Source organism: Pseudogulbenkiania sp. FW507-F1 (genome assembly GCF_058781125.1).
Genome location: NZ_JBYSWM010000044.1, coordinates 1 through 21,001, shown reverse-complemented (window position 1 = coordinate 21,001; position 21,001 = coordinate 1). Strand labels below are relative to the sequence as shown.

At 66.4% G+C, this 21,001-nt stretch carries 20 protein-coding genes, 3 tRNA genes and 1 riboswitch; of the genes, 6 read left to right on the top strand and 17 right to left on the bottom strand.

Annotated features, from left to right (window positions below; genetic code table 11):
• The first annotated feature begins 304 nt into the window (after positions 1-304).
• Positions 305-787, top strand: a complete 483-nt coding sequence (locus AC3WG5_RS18500; protein ID WP_008955063.1) for a glutathione peroxidase — start codon at positions 305-307, stop codon at positions 785-787.
• Positions 788-894: 107 nt separating this feature from the next.
• Here the strand turns inward: AC3WG5_RS18500 and AC3WG5_RS18495 are convergent, their stop codons facing one another.
• The 14 genes from AC3WG5_RS18495 to AC3WG5_RS18430 all read right to left on the bottom strand — a co-directional run bounded on the left by AC3WG5_RS18495 (position 895) and on the right by AC3WG5_RS18430 (position 10,146).
• Complete coding sequence (locus tag AC3WG5_RS18495) at positions 895-1,209, bottom strand: hypothetical protein (RefSeq protein WP_008955062.1); 315 nt, start codon at positions 1,207-1,209, stop codon at positions 895-897.
• Between the two features lie 187 nt (positions 1,210-1,396).
• Positions 1,397-1,714, bottom strand: coding sequence for a hypothetical protein (locus tag AC3WG5_RS18490; protein ID WP_232503483.1), 318 nt, complete (start codon positions 1,712-1,714; stop codon positions 1,397-1,399).
• 140 nt (positions 1,715-1,854) lie between these two features.
• Entirely contained in the window at positions 1,855-2,268 is a 414-nt protein-coding gene (locus tag AC3WG5_RS18485; protein WP_008955060.1) for a YchJ family protein, read from the bottom strand.
• Positions 2,269-2,431: 163 nt separating this feature from the next.
• Positions 2,432-2,887, bottom strand: a complete 456-nt coding sequence (locus tag AC3WG5_RS18480) for a hypothetical protein (RefSeq protein WP_008955059.1) — start codon at positions 2,885-2,887, stop codon at positions 2,432-2,434.
• Positions 2,888-2,950: 63 nt separating this feature from the next.
• A complete protein-coding gene (gene cysK / locus AC3WG5_RS18475; RefSeq protein WP_014088099.1) occupies positions 2,951-3,883 on the bottom strand; it encodes a cysteine synthase A in 933 nt (310 codons plus the stop codon).
• A gap of 166 nt (positions 3,884-4,049) precedes the next feature.
• Positions 4,050-4,592 carry an O-acetyl-ADP-ribose deacetylase gene (locus tag AC3WG5_RS18470; protein WP_492570149.1) on the bottom strand — a complete coding sequence of 181 codons (543 nt, stop codon included), beginning with the start codon at positions 4,590-4,592 and terminating at the stop codon, positions 4,050-4,052.
• Complete coding sequence (locus tag AC3WG5_RS18465) at positions 4,589-5,719, bottom strand: glycerate kinase (RefSeq protein WP_492570147.1); 1,131 nt, start codon at positions 5,717-5,719, stop codon at positions 4,589-4,591. Before AC3WG5_RS18465 ends, AC3WG5_RS18470 begins: the two co-directional genes overlap by 4 nt.
• Positions 5,720-5,862: 143 nt before the next feature.
• Positions 5,863-6,267 (bottom strand): ProQ/FINO family protein, encoded by a 405-nt coding sequence (locus AC3WG5_RS18460; protein ID WP_008955055.1) that lies wholly within the window; start codon positions 6,265-6,267, stop codon positions 5,863-5,865.
• A gap of 298 nt (positions 6,268-6,565) precedes the next feature.
• Positions 6,566-6,650: transfer RNA gene (locus AC3WG5_RS18455), tRNA-Leu, on the bottom strand.
• Positions 6,651-6,896: 246 nt separating this feature from the next.
• A tRNA-Cys gene (locus AC3WG5_RS18450) sits at positions 6,897-6,970 on the bottom strand.
• A gap of 40 nt (positions 6,971-7,010) precedes the next feature.
• Positions 7,011-7,086 (bottom strand) — tRNA-Gly (locus AC3WG5_RS18445).
• 78 nt (positions 7,087-7,164) lie between these two features.
• Positions 7,165-7,746 carry a CDP-diacylglycerol--glycerol-3-phosphate 3-phosphatidyltransferase gene (gene pgsA, locus AC3WG5_RS18440; RefSeq protein ID WP_008955054.1) on the bottom strand — a complete coding sequence of 194 codons (582 nt, stop codon included), beginning with the start codon at positions 7,744-7,746 and terminating at the stop codon, positions 7,165-7,167.
• 19 nt (positions 7,747-7,765) lie between these two features.
• Entirely contained in the window at positions 7,766-9,571 is a 1,806-nt protein-coding gene (gene uvrC, locus AC3WG5_RS18435) for an excinuclease ABC subunit UvrC (RefSeq protein WP_492570145.1), read from the bottom strand.
• Between the two features lie 161 nt (positions 9,572-9,732).
• Positions 9,733-10,146 carry a DUF4124 domain-containing protein gene (locus AC3WG5_RS18430; RefSeq protein WP_482584290.1) on the bottom strand — a complete coding sequence of 138 codons (414 nt, stop codon included), beginning with the start codon at positions 10,144-10,146 and terminating at the stop codon, positions 9,733-9,735.
• 144 nt (positions 10,147-10,290) lie between these two features.
• Here AC3WG5_RS18430 and guaB point away from each other — a divergent pair, with 144 nt between their 5' ends.
• The 3 genes from guaB to AC3WG5_RS18415 all read left to right on the top strand — a co-directional run bounded on the left by guaB (position 10,291) and on the right by AC3WG5_RS18415 (position 14,255).
• On the top strand, positions 10,291-11,754 hold the full coding sequence (guaB, locus tag AC3WG5_RS18425; protein ID WP_008955051.1) for an IMP dehydrogenase: 1,464 nt from the start codon (positions 10,291-10,293) through the stop codon (positions 11,752-11,754).
• A gap of 133 nt (positions 11,755-11,887) precedes the next feature.
• Positions 11,888-12,763, top strand: coding sequence for an alpha/beta fold hydrolase (locus AC3WG5_RS18420; RefSeq protein WP_492570142.1), 876 nt, complete (start codon positions 11,888-11,890; stop codon positions 12,761-12,763).
• Positions 12,764-13,043: 280 nt separating this feature from the next.
• Positions 13,044-14,255 carry a branched-chain amino acid ABC transporter substrate-binding protein gene (locus AC3WG5_RS18415; protein ID WP_492570140.1) on the top strand — a complete coding sequence of 404 codons (1,212 nt, stop codon included), beginning with the start codon at positions 13,044-13,046 and terminating at the stop codon, positions 14,253-14,255.
• Positions 14,256-14,330: 75 nt separating this feature from the next.
• Here the strand turns inward: AC3WG5_RS18415 and AC3WG5_RS18410 are convergent, their stop codons facing one another.
• From AC3WG5_RS18410 to AC3WG5_RS18400, 3 genes are all read right to left on the bottom strand, one after another.
• Positions 14,331-15,284: an ABC transporter ATP-binding protein gene (locus tag AC3WG5_RS18410; protein ID WP_492570138.1), complete on the bottom strand. Its 954-nt coding sequence runs from the start codon at positions 15,282-15,284 to the stop codon at positions 14,331-14,333.
• The gene (locus AC3WG5_RS18405) at positions 15,277-16,821 is read right to left on the bottom strand and encodes an ABC transporter permease (protein WP_492570136.1); all 1,545 of its coding nucleotides are present in this window, start codon (positions 16,819-16,821) and stop codon (positions 15,277-15,279) included. Before AC3WG5_RS18405 ends, AC3WG5_RS18410 begins: the two co-directional genes overlap by 8 nt.
• A 302-nt stretch (positions 16,822-17,123) precedes the next feature.
• Positions 17,124-18,134, bottom strand: a complete 1,011-nt coding sequence (locus tag AC3WG5_RS18400; RefSeq protein ID WP_492570134.1) for a thiamine ABC transporter substrate-binding protein — start codon at positions 18,132-18,134, stop codon at positions 17,124-17,126.
• 108 nt (positions 18,135-18,242) lie between these two features.
• A riboswitch (TPP riboswitch) is annotated at positions 18,243-18,339 on the bottom strand.
• A 233-nt stretch (positions 18,340-18,572) separates the two neighbouring features.
• Here AC3WG5_RS18400 and AC3WG5_RS18395 point away from each other — a divergent pair.
• Together AC3WG5_RS18395 and dsdA are read left to right on the top strand one after the other, a co-directional pair.
• A complete protein-coding gene (locus AC3WG5_RS18395; protein WP_492570133.1) occupies positions 18,573-19,484 on the top strand; it encodes a hypothetical protein in 912 nt (303 codons plus the stop codon).
• 124 nt (positions 19,485-19,608) lie between these two features.
• On the top strand, positions 19,609-20,949 hold the full coding sequence (gene dsdA, locus AC3WG5_RS18390) for a D-serine ammonia-lyase (RefSeq protein ID WP_492570131.1): 1,341 nt from the start codon (positions 19,609-19,611) through the stop codon (positions 20,947-20,949).
• Positions 20,950-21,001 lie beyond the last annotated feature (52 nt).

Below are 21,001 nucleotides of genomic sequence, written 5' to 3'. Positions count from 1 at the left end.
GATTTTTTTTGTGCTTTCGGGGGTGCAAAAGTGACTCGCAATTTCCGGCAGGTGAACTACGATAAACACTAGGTTCTCAATGGTTTATCGAAGGCAAACACGCAAGAATGTGTGGGCAAACCTTTCTTACTGGGGCGTTGCGGTTCCCCCTTGCCGCTCGTCCCTTTTTTTATGCCAAAACATGTATTTGGTATAAATCTAGTTCGCCGTTTCCGAGACGCACGGCCGGCCTGCCGCCGCACAAACTAGGAAGCGGGGCCATTACTGGCTACCATGCAAGGCCGTTCACCCACGACACCCGATCATGTCCGCCCCACTCTACGCCTTCAACTTCACCCTGCTGGATGGCTCTCCGGCCAAGCTTCAGGACTACGCCGGCAAGGTTATCCTGGTGGTGAATACTGCCAGCCAGTGCGGCTACACCCCACAATACGCAGGCCTGGAGGCGCTGTACCGGCGCTACCGCGATCGCGGGCTGGTGGTCATCGGTTTCCCCTGCAACCAGTTCGGCCGGCAGGAGCCTGGCAGCGATGCCGAAATCGGGGCTTTTTGCCAGAAGAACTACGGCGTGAGTTTCCCCATGGCGAGCAAGGTGGACGTCAACGGCGCCACCGCGCACCCATTATGGCATCACTTGGTGCGGGCCAAGCCGGGCCTGCTGGGCACACGCCGCATCAAGTGGAATTTCACCAAGTTCCTGATCGACCGCCAGGGCCACATCGTGGCGCGCCACTCGGCGCTGACCAAGCCGGAAGCACTGGCCAGCAAAATCGAAGCCTTGCTCTGACCGGATAGCCGCTGATCAAGGCGAGGCAGTAAGAACGACGCAAAAAAAAACCGGCAAGCCTGCCGGTTTTCTTGTGGCCAGTTCACTGCTGAAATGGTCGGGTACCGCTAGAGTTCCTCGCTGGCGATCCCGACGCACGGGTCGTTGACCAGTTGTTCGGCGGCCGCGGCCAGCTTGTCGAGGTCGTCGTCCAGATGTTCCTGCAAATCGATGCAGGCTGCCCGCAGGATGGCACTGGCCAGTTCGGCGGGCTCGCAGCTGAATACCTGCGCCAGCGCCCGCAATTCGCCGCAGGTTTCGTGATCGATCGGAACCGACAGGTCCCGCGTGGCCACCACATCCAGTACGGCCTTGGCACAACGCCCCTGCTCGCGACAGTGCTCCAGACGGGTGACCAGTTCATCCAACGCCTTTGCCATCATCTTCGCTCCTAAAACTGAAAGAAAATGCTTTGCAATGCCGAACAAATGCCCGGGCCGCGCAAAGCAGGCCGCTCTGCGCTGTTGTCCTGTATTGATTCAGATCTTTTCACGTCCAATACGGCAGCCATCACGGCCGAAAGCGCCGTCCGTGAGGTACCGGTACCGATGCGGGGCGGACAAGAAAAGCTCAAGTACCGCCGCTGTTGAAAACGACGCTGGGATTATTTTCTGGCCGGCTGGCGTCCAGAATGACCTGGCACTCCTGCTGCACCTTGCCGAGCAGCGCTTCGCCGAGATGATCTTCCAGATCGACGATGGCAGCATTCAGGATGGCGCCTGCCAGACATTCCGGAGTGGTGTGCAGCACATGCGCCATCGCCTCGAGCTGCAGACTCAGGTCGGCGCGCACGGGCGCCTTCACCAGGCGAATGGCTGAACTGGAAAGGTCGCAGGACGGCTCGTTCTGGCCTGTCGACTGCGAAAAACCGGACAACAACTGCTCCATGGCGTTACCCATTTTCCCCCTCTCACACGCTTTACTAAAACGTCCCTTCTAACAATAGGACAGCAGGAGGGAAACGCCACGATGGATAGGAAAAAAACGGGCGTGCCCTCCGGGCGATAGTATATGCCAATAGAATGGATTTAGTGCTCGTGCAGTGCGCCGTCGAGATAGAACCAGCGGCCGTCATCGCGCTGGAAACGGCTGGTTTCGTGCAGGCGATGGGCTCGCCCGCCCACCTTGTAGCGGGCCACGAACTCCACAATGCCGGTCTGGTCGTTCACCCCGCCCTGCTCGGTGCGGCGGATGTCCAGTCCCAGCCATTTCACCTTGCCGGCATCGTCGGCGAGGTCGAGCCCGGCCGGACGCGTGGCCTCCTGCCAGGTCGCCAGCAGATAGGTTTCGCATCCCAGGGTGTAAGCGGTATAACGCGAGCGCATCAGCGCTTCCGCCGTCGGAGCGCCGCACTCGGGGTGCTCGATGAAGCGGCCGCAACAGTCGGCATAAGGATGGCGACTGCCGCAGGGGCACAATGTCGTGGATGGCGTTTTGGCCATGGTTCATTCCAGAAGGGATGGGAAGCAAAATGCAAGGAAGCGAGAACACGTCGACGCGGTAGGAGCACGCTAGCGCCACGGGTCGCAGCGTGGCGGTCCACTCCCGCGCCGAGCCGATCACCCCACGCTACCGGCCGGGTTCGCGGCAACGACGGACACCGAATCAATAACCCAGCGGTGGCAAGCGATAGACCTTGAGCAGGAAGTTGGTGAAGGCCGGATCGGCTGGCTTCTGGCGCAGCTTGGGCCAGGCGCGCAGCCATTCGCGCAGTTTGACTTCCATCTTGTCCTGCGCCTCGGCTGGGTTCATGCGGCCGGCATCGCGCTCCACGGCAATGTATCGGTAGGCGGCGAAGGTATTGTCATCCACCAGGTTGGGGCCGGCGACACGCAAGCGGTAGGCATTGAGCTGATCGGCGGCGGCGGTGCGGCTCAGGCGCCCGGCTTTGACTTCTTCGGCCAACCTGTTGGCCTCCTTCAGCAGCAGGTCCACCTTGGTGGGAGCGGCAACCGGCGGCCGACGGTGCGGCTGCGGGGCGCCGGACTCTGGCAGGGTCGGGAGCACGCCGCAGGCGCTCAGCACCACGGCGGCCGCAAGGGGAAGGACAAGCTTCTTCATCGTCACGTTTCATGTCTCTCAGGAGCGCGGGCGGCACCGGGCCGCCCGCACCGGCCGGGGAACTCAGGCCAGGTCTTCGAACAGCGCGGTGGACAGGTAGCGCTCGCCGAACGAGGGGATCACCACCACGATCAGCTTGCCGGCGTTTTCCGGCTGCCGCGCCAGTTGCAACGCCGCCCAGACCGCCGCACCGGAAGAGATGCCTACCAGCAGGCCTTCCTGGCTGGCCAGCGCACGGGCGGTGGTGAACGCGTCGTCGTTCTTGACGCGGACGACCTCGTCGTAGGCGGAGGTATTGAGGATGGACGGCACGAAACCGGCGCCGAGGCCCTGGATCAGATGCGGCCCCTTGGCGCCCCCGGACAGCACCGGCGAGCCCTCGGGCTCCACGGCGACGATCTTCACGCCGGGCTTGCGCGCCTTGAGCACCTCGCCGACACCGGTGATGGTGCCGCCGGTACCCACGCCGGCGACGAAGATGTCAACCTGGCCGTCGGTATCGTTCCAGACTTCCTCGGCGGTGGTGTTGCGATGGATTTCCGGGTTGGCCGGGTTCTCGAACTGCTGCGGCATGAAGTAGGTGTCGGGGTCGGATTCGACCAGCTCGCGCGCCTTGGCGATGGCGCCGCCCATGCCATCCGGCCCCGGAGTCAGGATCAGCTCGGCACCGTACGCCTTGAGCAGCATGCGCCGCTCGCGGCTCATGGTTTCCGGCATGGTGATCAGCAGTTTGTAGCCGCGCGCGGCGCACACCATGGCCAGCCCGATACCGGTGTTGCCCGAGGTCGGCTCGACGATGATGGTGTTCGGACCGATCTTGCCGGCCTTTTCGGCGGCGTCGATCATCGCCACGGCGATACGGTCCTTGACGCTGTGCGCCGGGTTGTAGAACTCCAGCTTGGCCGCCACGGTGGCGCCACAATCGGCGGTGAGGCGGTTGAGGCGGACCAGCGGAGTATTGCCGATCAGATCGGTAACAGTATTGGCGATGCGCATTGCTTATTCTCCCTTAACCAAAAAGTGGCCACACGTTATCACCTGTCATCATATAGTTGCTATCGACCGTGACCAAGACCGTTTGTTTATATCGTAGGAACGCGCAGCCCGCCGCAGCGCGCGACGGCGGCGGCGAGAGAGTCAGACAAGACGATGGCCGGTCGGTTCACCCCGGGAGTGCCAAGACGGCCAGCGCCTGCTCCCATTGCTGACGGATCGCCTCGCCATAGGCGACGAAGCGCACCTCGGTGATGGTATGTTCGTGGCTCTGCAGCCAGGTGGCGACCGTCTCGCAGGCGATGGACAGGGCCGCAGGCACGGGGTAGCCGTAGACGCCGCAGCTAATCGCCGGGAACGCCACGCTGTGCAAGCCGTGTTCGGCGGCCAGCTGCAGGCTGGTCCGGTAACACGAGGCGAGCAATTCGGCTTCGCCGGATGCCCCGCCGTGCCAGACCGGCCCGACGGTATGGATGACGTGGCGCGCCGGCAGGTGGTAGCCCTGTGTCAGCCGCGCCTGGCCGGTCGGGCAGCCGCCCAGAGTGCGGCACTCGGCCAGCAGTTCCGGTCCGGCGGCGCGGTGGATGGCCCCGTCCACGCCGCCGCCGCCGAGCAGGCTGCTGTTGGCGGCGTTGACGATAGCATCGACGTCGAGCTGCGTGATGTCCCCCCGCCAGACTTCCAGCACGGTCGGCCCCATTTGCCGTTTCATGGCCCCTTCCTTCCCGCCAGCACCAGGCGCGCCAGCTGCTCCGCCGCCTGCTCCAGTAACGGTGCGGCCTGCTGTATCGCCACCTCCAGCGTCAACGGGCGGCTGCACAATGAGAAGCATCCGTCGAAATGCGCAGCCAGCTGTCCTTCGGCATCCGGCAGCACCGCCCCGGACAGCAGGCTGACCGGCACCCCGGCCGCCCGCGCCAGTTCGGCCACCCTGGCCGGTGCCTTGCCGGCCAGGGTCTGGCCGTCGCTGCAGCCCTCGCCGGTGAGCACCCAATCGGCCTGGGCGATGGCGTCGCTCAGGCTGGAGAGTTCCGCCAGCGCCGTGGCGCCGGAATGGCAGCGGCCGCCCAGCAGGTGCAGGGCGTAACCCAGTCCGCCCGCGGCACCACTGCCCGGCAGCTCGGCACAAGGTTGGCCGAAGGCATGATCGGCAACGGCCGCAAAGCGGGCGATGGCGGCGTCAAGCCGCGCCACGGCATCGGGGGCGACACCCTTCTGCGGACCAAACACCGCGGTTGCACCGCGCGGCCCCAGCAGCGGATTGTCGACGTCGGACCACAGCTCCAGCTTGGTCACCTCCAGCCGTGCGTCCAGCCCGGACAAGTCGAGCGCCGCCACGCGTCCCAGCTGATCGGGACGCGGCGCCAGAGTCTGCCCTTCGCGGTCCAGCAGGCGCACCCCCAGCCCGGCCAGGCAGCCGGCGCCGCCGTCGTTGGTGCTGGAACCGCCGAGGCCGACCGCGATATGGCGTGCCCCGGCGTCGAGGCAGGCGCGAATCAGTTCGCCGACACCGCGCGTGTCACGCTCATGCACGCTGGCGGCGCCGACGTCGGGCAGGCCGACCACACGCGCCACTTCCACCACCGCCACGCCATGCGGCAGCAGCAGCCACTCCGCCTCGCACGGACGCCCCTCGACGTCATGCACGCTGGCGCGGTGCCATTCGCCCCCGAGCGTGGCGTGGAGGGCGTCGAGTGTCCCCTCGCCGCCGTCCGCCATCGGGCACAAGCGGCAGTCGGCGGACGGCTCCGCGCGCCGGATGCCGCGCGCCATGGCTTCGGCCACCTCACGGGCGGCGAGCGAACCTTTGAAGGAATCAGGAGCGATGAGCCAGCGCATGCGTTTGTCCTTGGAAACGATCGTGAGAGAGCATCCTACCGCGGTTACGGCCTGCACCGGTTTCAGTGTAGACCCGGACATGAAAAAACCCTCCGGCCACAAGGGCACAAGGAGGGTTTTTTGCCGGCGCCGCAGCGTCTGGCTTATTCGGCCGGCTGCTCCGTGGCAGCGGCAGTTTCGGCCGGAGCCGCGACGGCGGCCACCTTGGCGGCCATCTGGCCCTCGGCGGCCTGCTTTTCTTCCGCCGTCACTTCGCCAGCCGGCTTACAGGCCAGGTCGAAACGCTTGCCACCGCGTGCCAGCGCCTTGACATAGCGCGGCTTGCGGCAATGATTGGCGACCACGCGGGCGATCAGCACGGCGTCGAACTGCGGCAAGGCGGCGATCAGGCTTTCGTGGATGCCGATGGCCAGAGGACGGAACTGGCGGAACACTTCGAACTTGCTGTACACATGCTCGGCGATCATTTCGGTCTGCTTTTTCTTGCTCAGACTCTGCACAGCGTTCTTGAGAGCAGCACCCAGTGCCGTTTCGGTATTTGGCTTCATGAACTTCAATCTAGTCGGTTGATGGCCGGCGGAACATCCTCCACCCGACCGAGGCTTGCTGATGCACGCCTCATTTTCCAAACGCTACCGCCGGCTACAGGACCGGTAACGCCCACAGAAGGCGTATCTTATGCCAGAACTCCGGCAAAAGTGAAACCCCAGCTCGTCCGGCGCCCATCTTCGTGGGCAGGAAAACATCACGTTGCAGGTGCCCACGGCGAGACAGTCTCGCCACGGCACCCCGGATACAAAAAAGCCGCAGCTGGCGCTACGGTCTCGTCTGTCACTCAGTTCAGTATGGTGCCCGGGACCGGGGTCGAACCGGTACACCTTGCGGCGAGGGATTTTAAGTCCCTTGTGTCTACCAATTTCACCACCCGGGCATGGAGGCGAGATTCTAGCCCAGAGCGCCCCCACAGGCAATCAGACTCAGGCCCGATCAGGCCCTGACGGGTGTTTGCGTCAGTCCGGGCCTCCCGGCCAAGGCCGGCGATCGCGTGCTTTCCGTCGCCCCTCACGGTTCGTGAGGCCCCATCCCGGAAGCCGGGCCGCACGTTCCACGGCCGGCGCGCCATGAACACGCACAGGGTAAAAAAGAAAAAAGCCCTGAATTATCAGGGCTTTTTATCTGGAGGCGGGGGTCGGAATCGAACCGGCGTCCACGGCTTTGCAGGCCGCTGCATAACCACTCTGCCACCCCGCCATTGACTGGCGTATCGACCCGCTAGGCGAATCGATGAAACTGGAGCGGGAAACGAGGCTCGAACTCGCGACCTCAACCTTGGCAAGGTTGCGCTCTACCAACTGAGCTATTCCCGCTTTGTCTTTCACTGTCTCGCTGCATTGCTGCGTCGAGAGACTGCGAATTATAAGGATTTATCGACCCCTGTCAACAGCTCAGAGATCGATTTTTTTACCGGCAAACTCGCGCGCCGCCATGCGCAGGTAGTAAACCATTGACCACAAAGTCAAAATCACCGCCAGCACCATGAACACGTTACCCAGCACCAGGGTACTCAATCCGGGCACGATCGGGCCGGCGTAAAGCAGGAGCAGGATCGCCACCATCTGCGCGGCGGTCTTGAGCTTGCCGATATAGGCCACCGCCACGCTCTTGCGCGTGCCCATCTCGGCCATCCACTCGCGCAGGGCGGAGATGGCGATTTCGCGCCCGATGATGATCATCGCCATCCAGCCGGGGGTGCGCGTCAGTTGCACCAGCAAGATCAGCGAGGCGGCGACGATGAGCTTGTCGGCCACCGGATCGAGGAAGGCACCGAAGGCCGAGGTCTGCCCCAGCTTGCGCGCCAGGTAGCCGTCGAGCCAGTCGGTCACCGCGGCCAGCGCGAAGATGACGGCGCCGGTGATGTTGCGCATGTCGGCCAACAGCAGCGAGTCGGGCAGAAAGAAGATGGCGACGAAGATCGGGATCAGGGCCACCCGGAGCCAGGTCAGAAATATCGGCAGGTTAAACGGCATCGTTCTGGTCTTGTTGTGTTCAGTGCAGGGCGTTGTAGATCTTTTCGGCCAGCGTCTGACTGATGCCTTCCACTTGGGCGAGGTCGTCGATGCTGGCCGCCATGACCCCGCGCAATCCGCCAAACCGGGTCAGCAGCCGTTGGCGACGCTTGGCTCCCACGCCGTTGATCTCTTCCAGCGAGGAGGCGGTGCGCGCCTTGCCGCGCCGGGCGCGGTGGCCGGTGATGGCAAAGCGGTGCGCCTCGTCGCGCACGGTCTGGATCAGGTGCAGCGCGGGATGGTCGTGCGGCAATTGTAGCGTCTTTTCCCGGTACGGGAGGATCAGTGTTTCCAGCCCCGGCTTGCGCTCTTCGCCCTTGGCCACGCCGACGATGGGGAGGTTGAGGCCGATGTCGGCAAACACCTCCAGCGCCACGCCGACCTGGCCCTTGCCGCCGTCGATCAGCACCACGTCGGGCAGCTTGCCTTCGCCTTCGGCCAACTTGCTGTAGCGGCGCGTCAGCACCTCGCGCATGGCGCCGTAATCGTCGCCGGCCTTGGCGGTGGTGATGTTGTAGCGGCGGTATTCGGAGGGCTGCATGTCGCCGCGGTCGTACACCACGCAGGAGGCGACGGTGGCCTCGCCCAGGGTGTGGCTGATGTCGAAGCACTCCAGCCGCTCCACTCCTTCCAGCTCCAGCACCTCGTTGAGCCGGGCCAGACGCTGGCTCTGCGTGGCGTGGCTGGCGAGTTTCTGCTGGATGGCGAGTTGGGCGTTCTTCTCGGCCATTTCCAGCCAGACGCGGCGCTCGCCGATGGGGTTGCCCACGATGGCCAGGCGGCGCTCGGCCTGCTGCTCGAGGTAGTCGCGCAGCGTGGGCGAGATCGTGCCGTTGACGATGATCACCGGCGGCAGCGGCGCCCCCAGATAATGTTGCGCCAGGAAGGCCTCGAGGTTGGCCGAAGCGTCGCTGCCCTCGCTGTTGAGCGGGAAGAAGCTCTTGTCGCCCAGATGGCGGCCGCCGCGCACCATCACCAGGTTGACGCACACCATGCCCTGCTGCTCGGCCACCGCCACCACGTCGGCGTCATGGCTGACATTGCTCGAGACGAACTGTTTCTCCTGCACCCGCGACAGCGCCTGGATCTGGTCGCGCAGTGCGGCGGCCTGCTCGAACTCCATCGCGGCGGAGGCGGCCAGCATGCGGTCGGTCAGGCTATCGATCAGCTCGTTCTGCTTGCCCTGCAGGAAGGCGACGGCGTTGGCCACGTCGGCGCGGTACGCGGTCTCGTCGATGTGGTCGACGCACGGTCCCGAGCAGCGCTTGATCTGGTACAGCAGGCAGGGGCGCGAACGGTTGGCGAACACCGCGTCTTCGCAGGTGCGCAGGCGGAACACCTTCTGCAGGATCTGGATGCTCTCGCGCACCGCGTAGCTGTTGGGATACGGCCCGAAATACTGGTGCGGCTTCTTCGGGTCGCCGCGGAAATAGGCCAGCTGCGGGTAGGCGTGCGCCGACAACATCAGGTAGGGATAGGACTTGTCGTCGCGGAACAGGATGTTGTAACGCGGCGCCAGCGCCTTGATCAGGTTGTTTTCCAGGATCAGCGCCTCGGCCTCGGAGCGCGTCACGGTGGTCTCGATGGCGGCGATCTGGCGCACCATGAGCTGGATGCGCGGGCTCAGGTCGTTTTTCTGGAAATAGGAACTGACGCGCTTCTTGAGGTCGATGGCCTTGCCCACGTAGAGCACCTTGCCGGCCGCGTCGAGCATGCGGTAGACACCGGGCAGGTTGGGCAGGTGGGTCAGGATGGCTTTGGGGTCGAACGTCGTGCTGCTAGTCACTGAAACTCTCGTCTTGGAGCGGGGGGAAGACATCGTCCCACGGGGATTTGCTGCGGTCACCGCCGCGCCGCCAGGCTGGTTGGAGAAGCGCTGCCGTACCTAAAGTACAGAGAGCTTCTTTGGACCGGGATGGCGGACGCCGCCGCTTTATTTACCCGCGCTCACTTGCACCAGGTTGCCACGTCCTGTTCGGACTGGCGGATCATGTCGTTGCGCTGGGCATCGCTGGCCAGCGCGTTGCTGCCCGGCAGGCGGATGCGGCCGTTGAGCTGCAGGCTGGACAGGTTGCTCTTGGCGCGCAGGCAGTTTTCGGCACGGATCTTGCGGTTGAGCTCCTCGGCCTGCCGGGCCAGATCGGCCTTGTCGTTCCCCTTGTCCACGGCCTTGGCGGCGGGCGTCGACGCTTCGGCCTTGGGCGGCGGCGTCACCCTGATGTTCAGCTGGCTGGCCTTTTGTCCCGGCGGCGGCTGATCGGAATACACGGTGCGCCCGGTGGCGTCCTTCCAGGTGTAGACCTCGGCCCAGGCCGGCAAGGACAGCAGGATAAAAGTGCACAGCCACCAGCGATGTTTCATGTCACCCTCCCCCTCTTAAAATACCGCGGCAATGCCGGGCATTGTACGGTCACGTCGACGGCCGCGGCAAAGCGCTGCACGCGGCTTTTGCCAAGCGCCCCCGTCTTTCGATATAATGTTTATTTGCCGCAAAGGAAACGCCAGATGCGTATCATCGAGAAAGCCTATACTTTCGACGACGTTCTCCTCGTCCCGGCCCACTCTTCGGTACTGCCGCGCGACGTTCAGCTTCACACCCAACTCTCCCGCAACATCCGCCTCAACCTGCCCATGCTGTCCGCAGCCATGGACACGGTAACGGAAGCCCGACTGGCCATCGCCATGGCCCAGGAAGGCGGCATCGGCATCATCCACAAGAACATGTCGATCGAGCGCCAGGCCCAGGAAGTATCCAAGGTGAAGCGCTACGAGAGCGGTGTCGTCAAAGACCCGATCACCATCGCCCCGGACATGCTGGTGTGCGACCTGATCAACCTGACCCGCCAGCACCGCATTTCCGGCCTGCCGGTGGTACAGGATGGCAAGGTGGTCGGCATCGTCACCAACCGCGACCTGCGCTTCGAGACCCGCCTGGAACAGCCGGTTTCCTCGATCATGACCCCGCGCGAACGCCTGGTGACGGTCAAGGAAGGCGCCAGCATCGACGAGGCGCGCGAGCTGATGCACAAGCACCGCCTGGAGCGCGTGCTGGTGATCAACGACGCGTGGGAGCTCAAGGGCCTGATCACCGTCAAGGACATCATCAAGACCAGCGAACACCCGTTCGCCTGCAAGGATAGCCAGGGCCGCCTGCGCGCCGGCGCCGCCGTCGGCGTCGGGGCCGGCACCGAAGAGCGCATCGCCGCGCTGGCCGCCGCCGGCGTCGACGTGGTGGTGGTGGATACCGCCCACGGCCACAGCCAGGGCGTGCTCGACCGCGTGCAATGGACCAAGAAGAACTTCCCGCAGATCGACGTGATCGGCGGCAACATCGCCACCGCCGACGCCGCCCTGGCCCTGCTGGACATGGGTGCCGACGCGGTGAAAGTGGGCATCGGCCCGGGCTCGATCTGCACCACGCGTATCGTGGCCGGCGTCGGCGTGCCGCAGCTGACCGCGATCCACAACGTGTCGGAAGCGCTCAAGGGCACCGGCGTGCCGATGATCGCCGACGGCGGCATCCGCTTCTCCGGCGACATCGCCAAGGCCCTGGCGGCCGGCGCCAACTGCGTGATGCTGGGCGGCATGTTCGCCGGCACCGAAGAGGCACCGGGCGAGGTCGAGCTGTATCAGGGCCGTTCGTACAAGTCCTACCGTGGCATGGGCTCGCTGGGCGCCATGACCCAGGGCTCGAGCGACCGCTACTTCCAGGACAACGAGGCCAACGTCGACAAGTTCGTGCCGGAAGGCATCGAAGGCCGCGTGCCGTACAAGGGCCCGATCGCCCAGGTGATCCACCAGCTGACCGGCGGCCTGCGTTCCTCGATGGGCTACCTCGGTTGCCGCACCATCGAAGAGATGCACGCCAAGGCCGGCTTCGTGGAGATCACCTCCGCCGGCATGCGCGAGTCGCACGTGCACGACGTGCAGATCACCAAGGAAGCGCCGAACTACAACGTCGACCGCTAAGCAACTGACGTTTCTGTACGGCAAAAAACCCGCTTCTCCGGAAGCGGGTTTTTTCATGGCTTCGGCCAACCCTGTCGCCGGGGCGGGCGATGACGGTACACTACGCCCACGTCTGTGACCGATCGCCCGCGCCATGTCCCTGCCCGTCCTCCCCTCCCGCTCCGAAACCGTGATCCTGCGCCAGCACCGTTACCACGTGCGCTACTGGGGAGCGGACGGCGCGCCACGCTTGTTCATGCTGCATGGCTGGATGGATTCGTCCGCCACCTTCCAGTTCCTGGTCGATGCGCTGGGCGACGGCTGGCACGTCATCGCGCCGGACTGGCGCGGCTTCGGCGACAGCGAATGGAACCGCGGCAGCTATTACTTCCCGGACTACCTCGCCGACCTAGATGCGCTGCTACAGCACTACGCGCCCGACGCCCCGGTGACGCTGATCGGCCACAGCATGGGGGCGATGATCGCCGGCCTCTACGCTGGGGTGCGCCCGGAGCGGGTCGCGCGGCTAATCTGTGTCGAGGGCTTCGGGCTGGCGGCAACACGTCCGGAAGAGGCACCCGGCCGCTACGCGCGCTGGCTGCGCGAACAGCACACCACGCCGGGCTACCAGCCGCTCGGCACGCTGGACGACGTCGCGGCGCGCCTGATCGAGCGCAATCCGCGCCTGGACAGCGCCCGCGCCGGCTTCCTGGCGGCGGCGCTGACCAACGAGATCGACGGCGCACTCCGCTACCGCGCCGACCCGCGCCACAAGATGGTCAACCCGGTGCTGTACCGGCTGGAAGAAGCCAAGGCCTGCTGGCGGCGCATCGCCTGCCCGGTGCTGTGGGTGATCGGCGGCGACATGTGGGACCACCCGATGGCCAAGGGCGTGTTCGCCACGCTGGACGAGCGGCGCGCCTGCTTTGCCCGGCTCAGCGAAGTCACCGTCCCCGAGGCCGGGCACATGATCCAGTGGGAGCAGCCGGAAAGGTTGGCCGAAGCCCTGCGCCCGTTCCTGACGGCGTGAGTACGCCCCGGCGCCAAGCGTTCGGCATGGCGGCATGGCAGCCGCTACCCCGCCCGGCTAACGCCCCAAGCAGCACCGCCTCGATGCCACACAGGCAGTGAATTTGTCTGCTTTTCGGCCAAAAATCATGGCTTTTATGCTGCACTGCAGCGTCGTTACGCGGTAGAATTTATCCCATAGACCGCTCGCGGCCAGGGCACACGCCGTGGACGGTCCGATAACAAGCAAGCCCGGCACAGTCCGGGCCTTATCGTTTCAAGATCGATCGTTTGGAGATCCCATGACCCTCATCAAGATGAGTTGCATCGCCGTGGCCGTCGCCGGCCTCGCCGCCTGCGGCCAGAAGGCCGAAACCAGCGCCGACGCCGCCAAGACCGCCCCCGCCGCCGACGAGCTGGTGGTGAAAATCGGCCACGCCGGCCCGATCACCGGCCCGGCCGCCAACTACGGCAAGGACAGCGAGAACGGCGCGCAGGTTGCCGTGGACGAACTGAACGCCGAAGGCGTCTCGCTCGGCGGCAAGAAAGTGAAGTTCGAGCTGGTGTCGGAAGACGACCAGGCCGACCCGAAAGCCGCCACCCAGGTCGCGCAGCGCCTGGTGGACGCGCAAGTGGCCGGCGTCATCGGCCACGTCACCTCCGGCGCCACCATCCCGGCGTCCAAGATCTACTCCGACGCCGGCATTCCGCAGATTTCGCCGTCGGCCACCTCGCCCAGCTACACCCAGCAGGGCTACAAGACCGCGTTCCGCGTGATCGCCGACGACGCCGCCCAGGGCCAGGCGCTGGGCGCCTTCGCCGTGAACGAGCTGAAGGCCAAGAAGATCGCCATCATCGACGACCGCACCGCCTACGGCCAGGGCCTGGCCGACGAGTTCGAGAAGGCCGCCAAGGCCGGCGGCGCCGAGATCGTCAAGCGCGAGTTCACCAACGACAAGTCCACCGACTTCGCCGCCATCCTGACCACCCTCAAGGCGCTGAAGCCGGAAGTGATCTTCTTCGGCGGCATGGAAGCCCAGTCCGGCCCGCTCACCAAGCAGATGAAGCGCCTTGGCCTCTCCGCCAAGCTGCTCTCGGGCGACGGCACCCGCACCCCGGATTACCTGAAGCTTGCCGGCGCCGACGCCGAAGGCAACTACGCCTCCACCGCCGGCCAGCCGAACGACAAGATGCCGGGCTTCACCAGCTTCAGCGAGAAGTACAAGGCCAAGTTCAAGCAGGACGTGGCGGTGTTCTCGCCGTACAGCTACGACGCCGTACGCACCCTGGTGGCGGCGATGCAGAAGGCCGACTCGGCCGAGCCGGCCAAGTACCTGCCGGCACTGTCCAAGGTGGAATTCGCCGGCGTCACCGGCCCGGTGAAGTTCGACGCCAAGGGCGACCGCCTCAACCCGACCGTAACCATCTACCAGGTCAAGAACGGCCAGTGGGAAGTGGCCAAGGTGCTGGGTGGCGCGGCCGCACCGGCGGGCAACGCCTCCGCTGCGCAGTAAGCGTCGACGCACATCAGATCAGAACGGCATCCGGGAAACCGGGTGCCGTTTTTGTTTGCCCGCCCCCTCTTCTCCTCAGGCCCCGGCAAAGCGGATCAGCCGGCTGCGGTCGATGCCGAGCCCGATGTTCTGCCCGGCGCGCAGGCCCTCGGGAAACTGCGCCGCCTCGCGCGCCGACAGCGTCAGCGTGAAACGCGCCGCCTGCTGCGTCAGCTCGACGCGGATGCCCTCGCTGAGGCTGTCCACCCGCTCCACGCGCGCCGGGGGATGCGCCGGCCCGAGCAGGAAGGCCTGCTCCGGCAGCACGCCGTCGTCCAGCACGTTGTGGTAGCCGATGAACGAGGCCACCCAGGCGTTGCGCGGCGCCGCCAGCAGCTCCTGCGGCCGGCCGCACTGCACCACCTTGCCCTGCTGCAGCACCGCCACGCGGTCGGCCAGCGCGAACGCCTCGGCGCGGTCGTGCGTGACCAGGATCGCCGGGATGCGCGCGGCGGCCAGCCGGCGGCGGAACTCGGCCTGCAGGCTCTGGCGCAGGTGGGCATCGAGGCTGGAGAACGGCTCGTCCAGCAGCAGCAGGCGCGGCGATGTCACCAGCGCGCGCGCCAGCGCCACGCGCTGCTGTTCGCCGCCGGACAGCGTCCACACCCGGCGCGCCCCGTAGCCGGCGAGCCCGAGTTCGGCCAGCGCACGCTCGGCCCGGGCGTAGGCCTCGCGCCGGGGCAGGCGCCGCTCGATCAGGCCGAAGGCGACGTTGTCACGCACATCCAGATGCGGAAACAGCGCGAAATCCTGGAACATCAGCGCCACCTGGCGCGCTTCCGGCGCCAGGGCGGTGAGATCGACCCCGCCGAGCCGGATCTGCCCGGCGTCGGGCCGCTCCAGCCCGGCGATCATCTTCAGCAGCGTGCTCTTGCCGCAGCCGGACGGCCCGAGCAGCGCCAGCGTTTCGCCGTCGGCGACGGTGAGCGACAGGTGGTCGGCCACCACACGTTGGCCGAAGGCCTTGCACAGGTTGACGAGCTCAAGCATGGTCGGAATCCTTGGCCGGGCGCCCGGGCCATTCGATGATGACGAAGGCGCTCACGGCAAACAGCATCAGCACGCTGGACAACACCAGCGCGGCATCGAGGTTGGTGGCGCCGGGACGGCCCAGGCGCTGGTAGATCAGCGTGGTGAGCGTGGTCCATTCCGGGCGCGACAGGAACAGCGTGACGGCGAATTCGCCCAGCGCGGTGGCGGCGGCGAACGCCAGCCCGCGCCGGAACGCCGGCTGCAGCAGCGGCCACACCACGCGGACGAAGGCACGCGGCGCGCTGGCGCCGAGCGTGCGCGCCGCCTGTGGCCATTGCGGCGGCACGCCGTCCAGCGCCGCCGCCACGCTCTTGGTGACGAAGGGATAGGCCAGCAGGGCATAGGCACCGAGCAGCAGCGCCAGGCTGGCGCTCCACCCCGGGTACAGCAGCAACAGGCCGAACGCCACGCACACCGGCGACAGCACGAAGGGCAGGAAGGCGGCGGCGCGCAGCCACAGCCAGCGCTGCGCCGCCAGCGCGTGCGCCAACCCCAATACCGCGGCCAGCGTCAGCGCCAGCGCCGAGAAGCGCAGGGTGTTGGCCAGCGCCGCCAGCGTGTCGCCCTCGCCCAGCACCGCCCACGCCTCGACCCCGGCCGACAGCGCACGCACGGCCACCGCCAACAGCGGCGCCGCGGCGAACAGCGCCAGCAAGGCCAGCGCACCCGCCAGCAGCGCCCGTTCCGGCAGGGTTACCGCCGGACGCGGCGGCAGCGGCTCGACCTTGCCCGGCGTGGCCAGGCGCCGCTCCAGCCAGGCGTAGCCGAACGCCACCCCGCCGCTCAGGCACAGCAGCAGCAGCGCCAGCGCGCCGGCGTCGGCCAGGTTCAGCTCGTACGCCACCAGCGAGTAGATCTCCACCTCCACCGTGGCGTAACGTTGCCCGCCCAAGAGCAGCGCCAGCCCGAAACCGGAGAAGCAATACAGGAACACCAGGCACAACGCCGACGCCAGCCACGGCCGCGCCACCGGCCACTCCACGCGCCAGAAGGCGCGCCAGGCGGTGCAGCCGAGCGTGCGCGCCGCCGCCAGGCGCGAAGCCGGTACCGTGGCCAGCGCCTCGCTGGCGGCGCGGATCACCAGCGGCAGGTTGTAGAACAGGTTGCCGTACAGCAGCAGCCACGGCGTGTCCTGCAGGTTGAGGCCGGTGACGCCGTGCGGGCCGAACAGCGCCAGCACGCCGAGCGCAGCCACCAGCGTCGGCATCACGAACGGCAGCAGCAACAGGCGCAGGATCAGCGCCCGCCCGGGAAAGGCGAAACGCGCCAGCACCCAGGCCAGCGGCAGGCCGATGGCGAGCGCCAGCACACAGGTGACGACGGCCTGCGTCAGCGACCAGAGCAGGCGCCAGCGCAGGTAGTCGTCCTGGAAAAGGTTGGCCGAAAAGCCGCTGCCGCCCTCGTACAGCAGCCGCGCCAACGGCGCCAGCGCCATCAGGGTGAGAAACGCCAGCGGCAGCAAGGCCAGGGCCTGGCGGGAAAACACGGCACGCATCGCGGCCCTCGACAAAGACAAACGGCAGTTCGGCTGCCACATGAGAAACATCCATCAAGCCAAGCTGGAACCCCGTTGCAGTAAACGAGCGAGCCAAGGCAGGTTGAGTACTGCCGCAGCACCGGAACCGGAATGGACACAAGGTACATGAGGATTCCTGATCGCGGAGCGAATCCCTGCGAGCCAATCTGTCGCTGGGCAAATCAAAGATTTGCACACAGAGATTGGCTCAGCGATGGATGCGCACGCAGTACCGCCGGCACTCGAGACGCGCCGGCACGGCCGGCGAATGCAATGGGTTCTCAATAGCCGGACTTCAACACCACGCGGGTCCAGCGGCTCACCCAGCCGGCGCTCTTGGCGGCGATGGCCCGGCTGTCCGGGGTATCGTGCGCCGTCGGCTGTTGCGCCAGCGCGAACACCGGGTTCAGCTTGACGCCGGGCAGCACCGGGTACATCCACATCTGCGTCGGCAGGTCGGCCTGCACCGCGCCGGAGCGCAGGAAGTCGACGAACTGCCTGGCCGCCTGCTTCTGCCCGCCGCCCTTGACCAGCGCCACGCCCTCCACCTGCTGGAACACGCCGCCCTTGAGCAGCAGGTTGCCGGTCGGCGCTTCGGCCAACTTCTCCTTGCTGTAGAACACCTCGGCCGCCGGGCTGGTGGCGTAGCTCACCACGATCGGGCGGCTGCCGCCGTTCTTGCTGAAATCGGTGTAATAGGCTTCGCTCCAGCCCTTGGCGACCTTGACGCCGTTGTCGCGCAGCTTGCCCCACCAGGCGAAGGCCGGCTCCTCGCCCAGGCCCTTGACGGTGGCGAGCAGGAAGGCCAGTCCCGGACTCGACGTCGCCGGGTTTTCCACCACCACCAGGTTCTTGTAGGCCGGGCGCGTCAGCTCGTCGAGCGAGGTGGGCAGCGCCAGCTTCTGCCTGGCGAACCAGGCCTTGTCGTAATTGAGCGTGACGTAGCCGTAGTCGACGCTCACCATCCCCGGCAGCGTCTGCTTCACGGCGGCGCCGGCCGGGCTCGCGGTCGGCTCCAGCACACCGGCCTGCTGCGCTTTGCCGAGCAGCGTGTTGTCGATGCCGTAGACTACGTCGGCGATCGGATTGGCGCGGGTCAGGATCAGCTTGTTGACCATCTCGCCGGCGTCGCCGGCCTTGATCACCACCACCTTGACGCCGGACTGCTGCTCGAACCCCGCCAGCAGTTCCTTGGACAGCGCGAACGAGCTGTGCGTCAGCACGCGCAGTTCGGCCGCCTGGGCGCCCAGCGCGCTCGTACACAACGCCAGCCACAGCACTTTCTTGAACATAGGAACACTCTCCTTGCCGATCGCGGGGCCTCCGCCTCCGTCTTGCCAGGGCAAAACGGGGCAAACACGGCCCCGGCCTCGGGCCGCCGCCACGGCCGGCGCCGATGCCTGACGGCACCGTCACGCTCCCTCCGCTGGCACGACCCAGATCAGGTTGCGGGGTCTCTCTCAGCCGCGACGAATCGCGGCACCCCCGGTGACGAAAAACGGCAGTATAGCGCCAAGCCGTGCGGCACGGCAGGCCGGGAAGACGGGCAGGCGACGGGCAAAAAAATGGCCTGAAGGACGAATCCTCCAGGCGAGGCTTACACACGTAAAAGAGGCTAACGAAACGAGAGACCGACTCGCGCGGCCCCGAAACAACGAAGCCGCAGGAGAACTCTTTGCAAACGCCATGCCAGCTCTGGAGCCGGCTTGTGCCGCCGCCGGATTTGCGCAATGCACCACAAGAAGGCCGTGGCGCACCACAACATCACGGGGGTGCGCCACCCGAGCGCCGGTGGCCTGCGTTATGATTGCGCCATGGATAGCCTGCCCAACACCAAGAAGCCCGTCGTCGCGGCGGCCGAGAAACCGGCGCTGCCGGCACCCGAGAGCGAAGCCTACCTCGCCAGCCAGGCCATGCCGCTGGGCGAGACCGTGCTGATGCTGTCGCGCGATGGCGTGGCGATCTACGGCATACTGCACCGCAGCCGCGCCATGACCGGCCAGTCCGACTATTTCCGGCTGCAGTTCCGCGGCTACGCCGCCGCGGCCGGCACCCAGTGGCAGCCGTTCGGCGGCGACGACGCGCAATTCCACACCGTCTACAACAGCGCCTGGGTGCGGGCCGATCACCCCAGCCGCACCGCCACCTTCGGCCCCAAGGGCGGCGTCATGGCGAGCGAGACCTTCCGTCACGCCGGGCTCGACACCTTCCTGCTGGCCCAGGTCATCGGCTGGATCAAGGGCATCTACCCCGATTACGCCGTCAGCCCCGGGCTGGTCACCCTGCCCGCCACCTGCAGCGAGGACGAGCGCCTGCAGCGCAACGCCTTCTTTGCGCGCCAGGGCTTCGAGTTCGAATGGCAGGACAGCAACCAGAAGAACGCCCTGTTCTTCAAGGACAAGGTCAACAAGCTGCTCGGGGTATGGGACAAGGAACACATCACCGAATACAGCGGCGAAGCCATGCTGCAGAACATGGCGCAGCAGGAAGAGACGCGCGCCCACCTGGAACAGCGCGTGAGCGCCCTGGAGTCGCGCCAGACGACACTGCAGCAGGCGCTGCAGAAGGAGCGCAGCACCGCCCAGATCATGACCGGCGTGGTGATCCTGATCCTGATCATCGGCATGTGGGCGGTGCTGTAAGCGGGGACCGCCCGCGCCATGGCTGAACCCGTTTCATCCATGCCATGAGCAGCCATCGTTTGTCCGTCGGCGTCCGCTCTGGCCTAATACGGCCATTCGCCCTCCGGGCGCCAAGGAGCACGCCATGATTCACGGCAAAACCCTGCAACAGTGGTACCGCGACCATCCCCTGCTGGAAAAACTGGTCGCGCTGGAGGAATGCAGCTGGTTCAACCCGGCCATTACGCCATTTGAAGAAGCCCTGCCCCACGTCGGCCTCGGCGTGGACGACGTGGCCGAGGCCAGCGCCCGGCTGCAACGCTTCGCCGCCTACTTCCGCGCCGCCTTCCCGGAAACCCGCGACGCCGGCGGCATCCTGGAATCCCCGCTGCAGGCCATCCCCGCCATGCAGCAGGCGTTGTGCCAGCGCTACGGCATCGACTCCGTCGGCACCCTGCTGATCAAGCTCGACAGCCACCTGCCGATCTCCGGTTCGATCAAGGCGCGCGGCGGCATCCACGAGGTGCTCAAGTACGCCGAAGACCTGGCCCTCTCCGCCGGCCTGCTGCACCTTGACGACGACTACGCCCGGCTCGACAGCGACGCCTTCCGCGCCTTCTTCGGCCAGTACGCCATCGCCGTCGGCTCGACCGGCAACCTCGGGCTGTCGATCGGCCTGATCGGCGCCAAGCTGGGTTTCCGCACCACGGTGCACATGTCGGCCGACGCGCGCGAATGGAAGAAACGCCGCCTGCGCGAGCACGGCGTCACGGTGGTGGAATACCCCTCCGACTACAGCGCGGCGGTGGCCGAAGGACGGCGCCAGGCGGCCGGCGACCCGCGCTGCCATTTCGTCGACGACGAGAACTCGCCGCAGCTGTTCCTCGGCTACGCGGTCGCCGCCGAGCGGCTCAAGCGTCAGTTCGACCAGGCCGGCATCGTCGTCGACGCCGAGCACCCGCTGTTCGCCTACCTGCCCTGCGGCGTCGGCGGCGGCCCGGGCGGCGTGGCGTTCGGCCTGAAGCTGGCGTTCCAGGACCACGTGCACTGCATCTTCGCCGAGCCGACCCACGCGCCGTGCATGCTGCTGGGCGTGCTCACCGGATTACATGACCACGTCGCCGTACAGGACTTCGGCATCGACAACGTCACCGCCGCCGACGGCCTGGCGGTGGGGCGTCCCTCCGGCTTCGTCGGGCGGGCGATGGAACGGATGATCGACGGCTACTACACCGTGAGTGACGACGAGCTCTACCGCCTGCTGGCGCTGCTGCAACAGCAGGAAGGCATCGCGCTGGAGCCCTCGGCGCTGGCCGGCATGCCGGGCATGGCGCGCGTGCTGACGGAAGCCCAGGGCTACCGCGAGCGCATGGGGCTCACCCCGCAGCGCCTGGCGGCGGCGCACCACCTGGTGTGGGCCACCGGCGGCAGCATGGTGCCGGCGGAAGAAATGGCCGACTACCTGCAGCCCGGCCGGGAAGCCTGATCCCGCACCTCGCACGGACGACACGCCCTTGACCCGCCCCGGACACCCCACC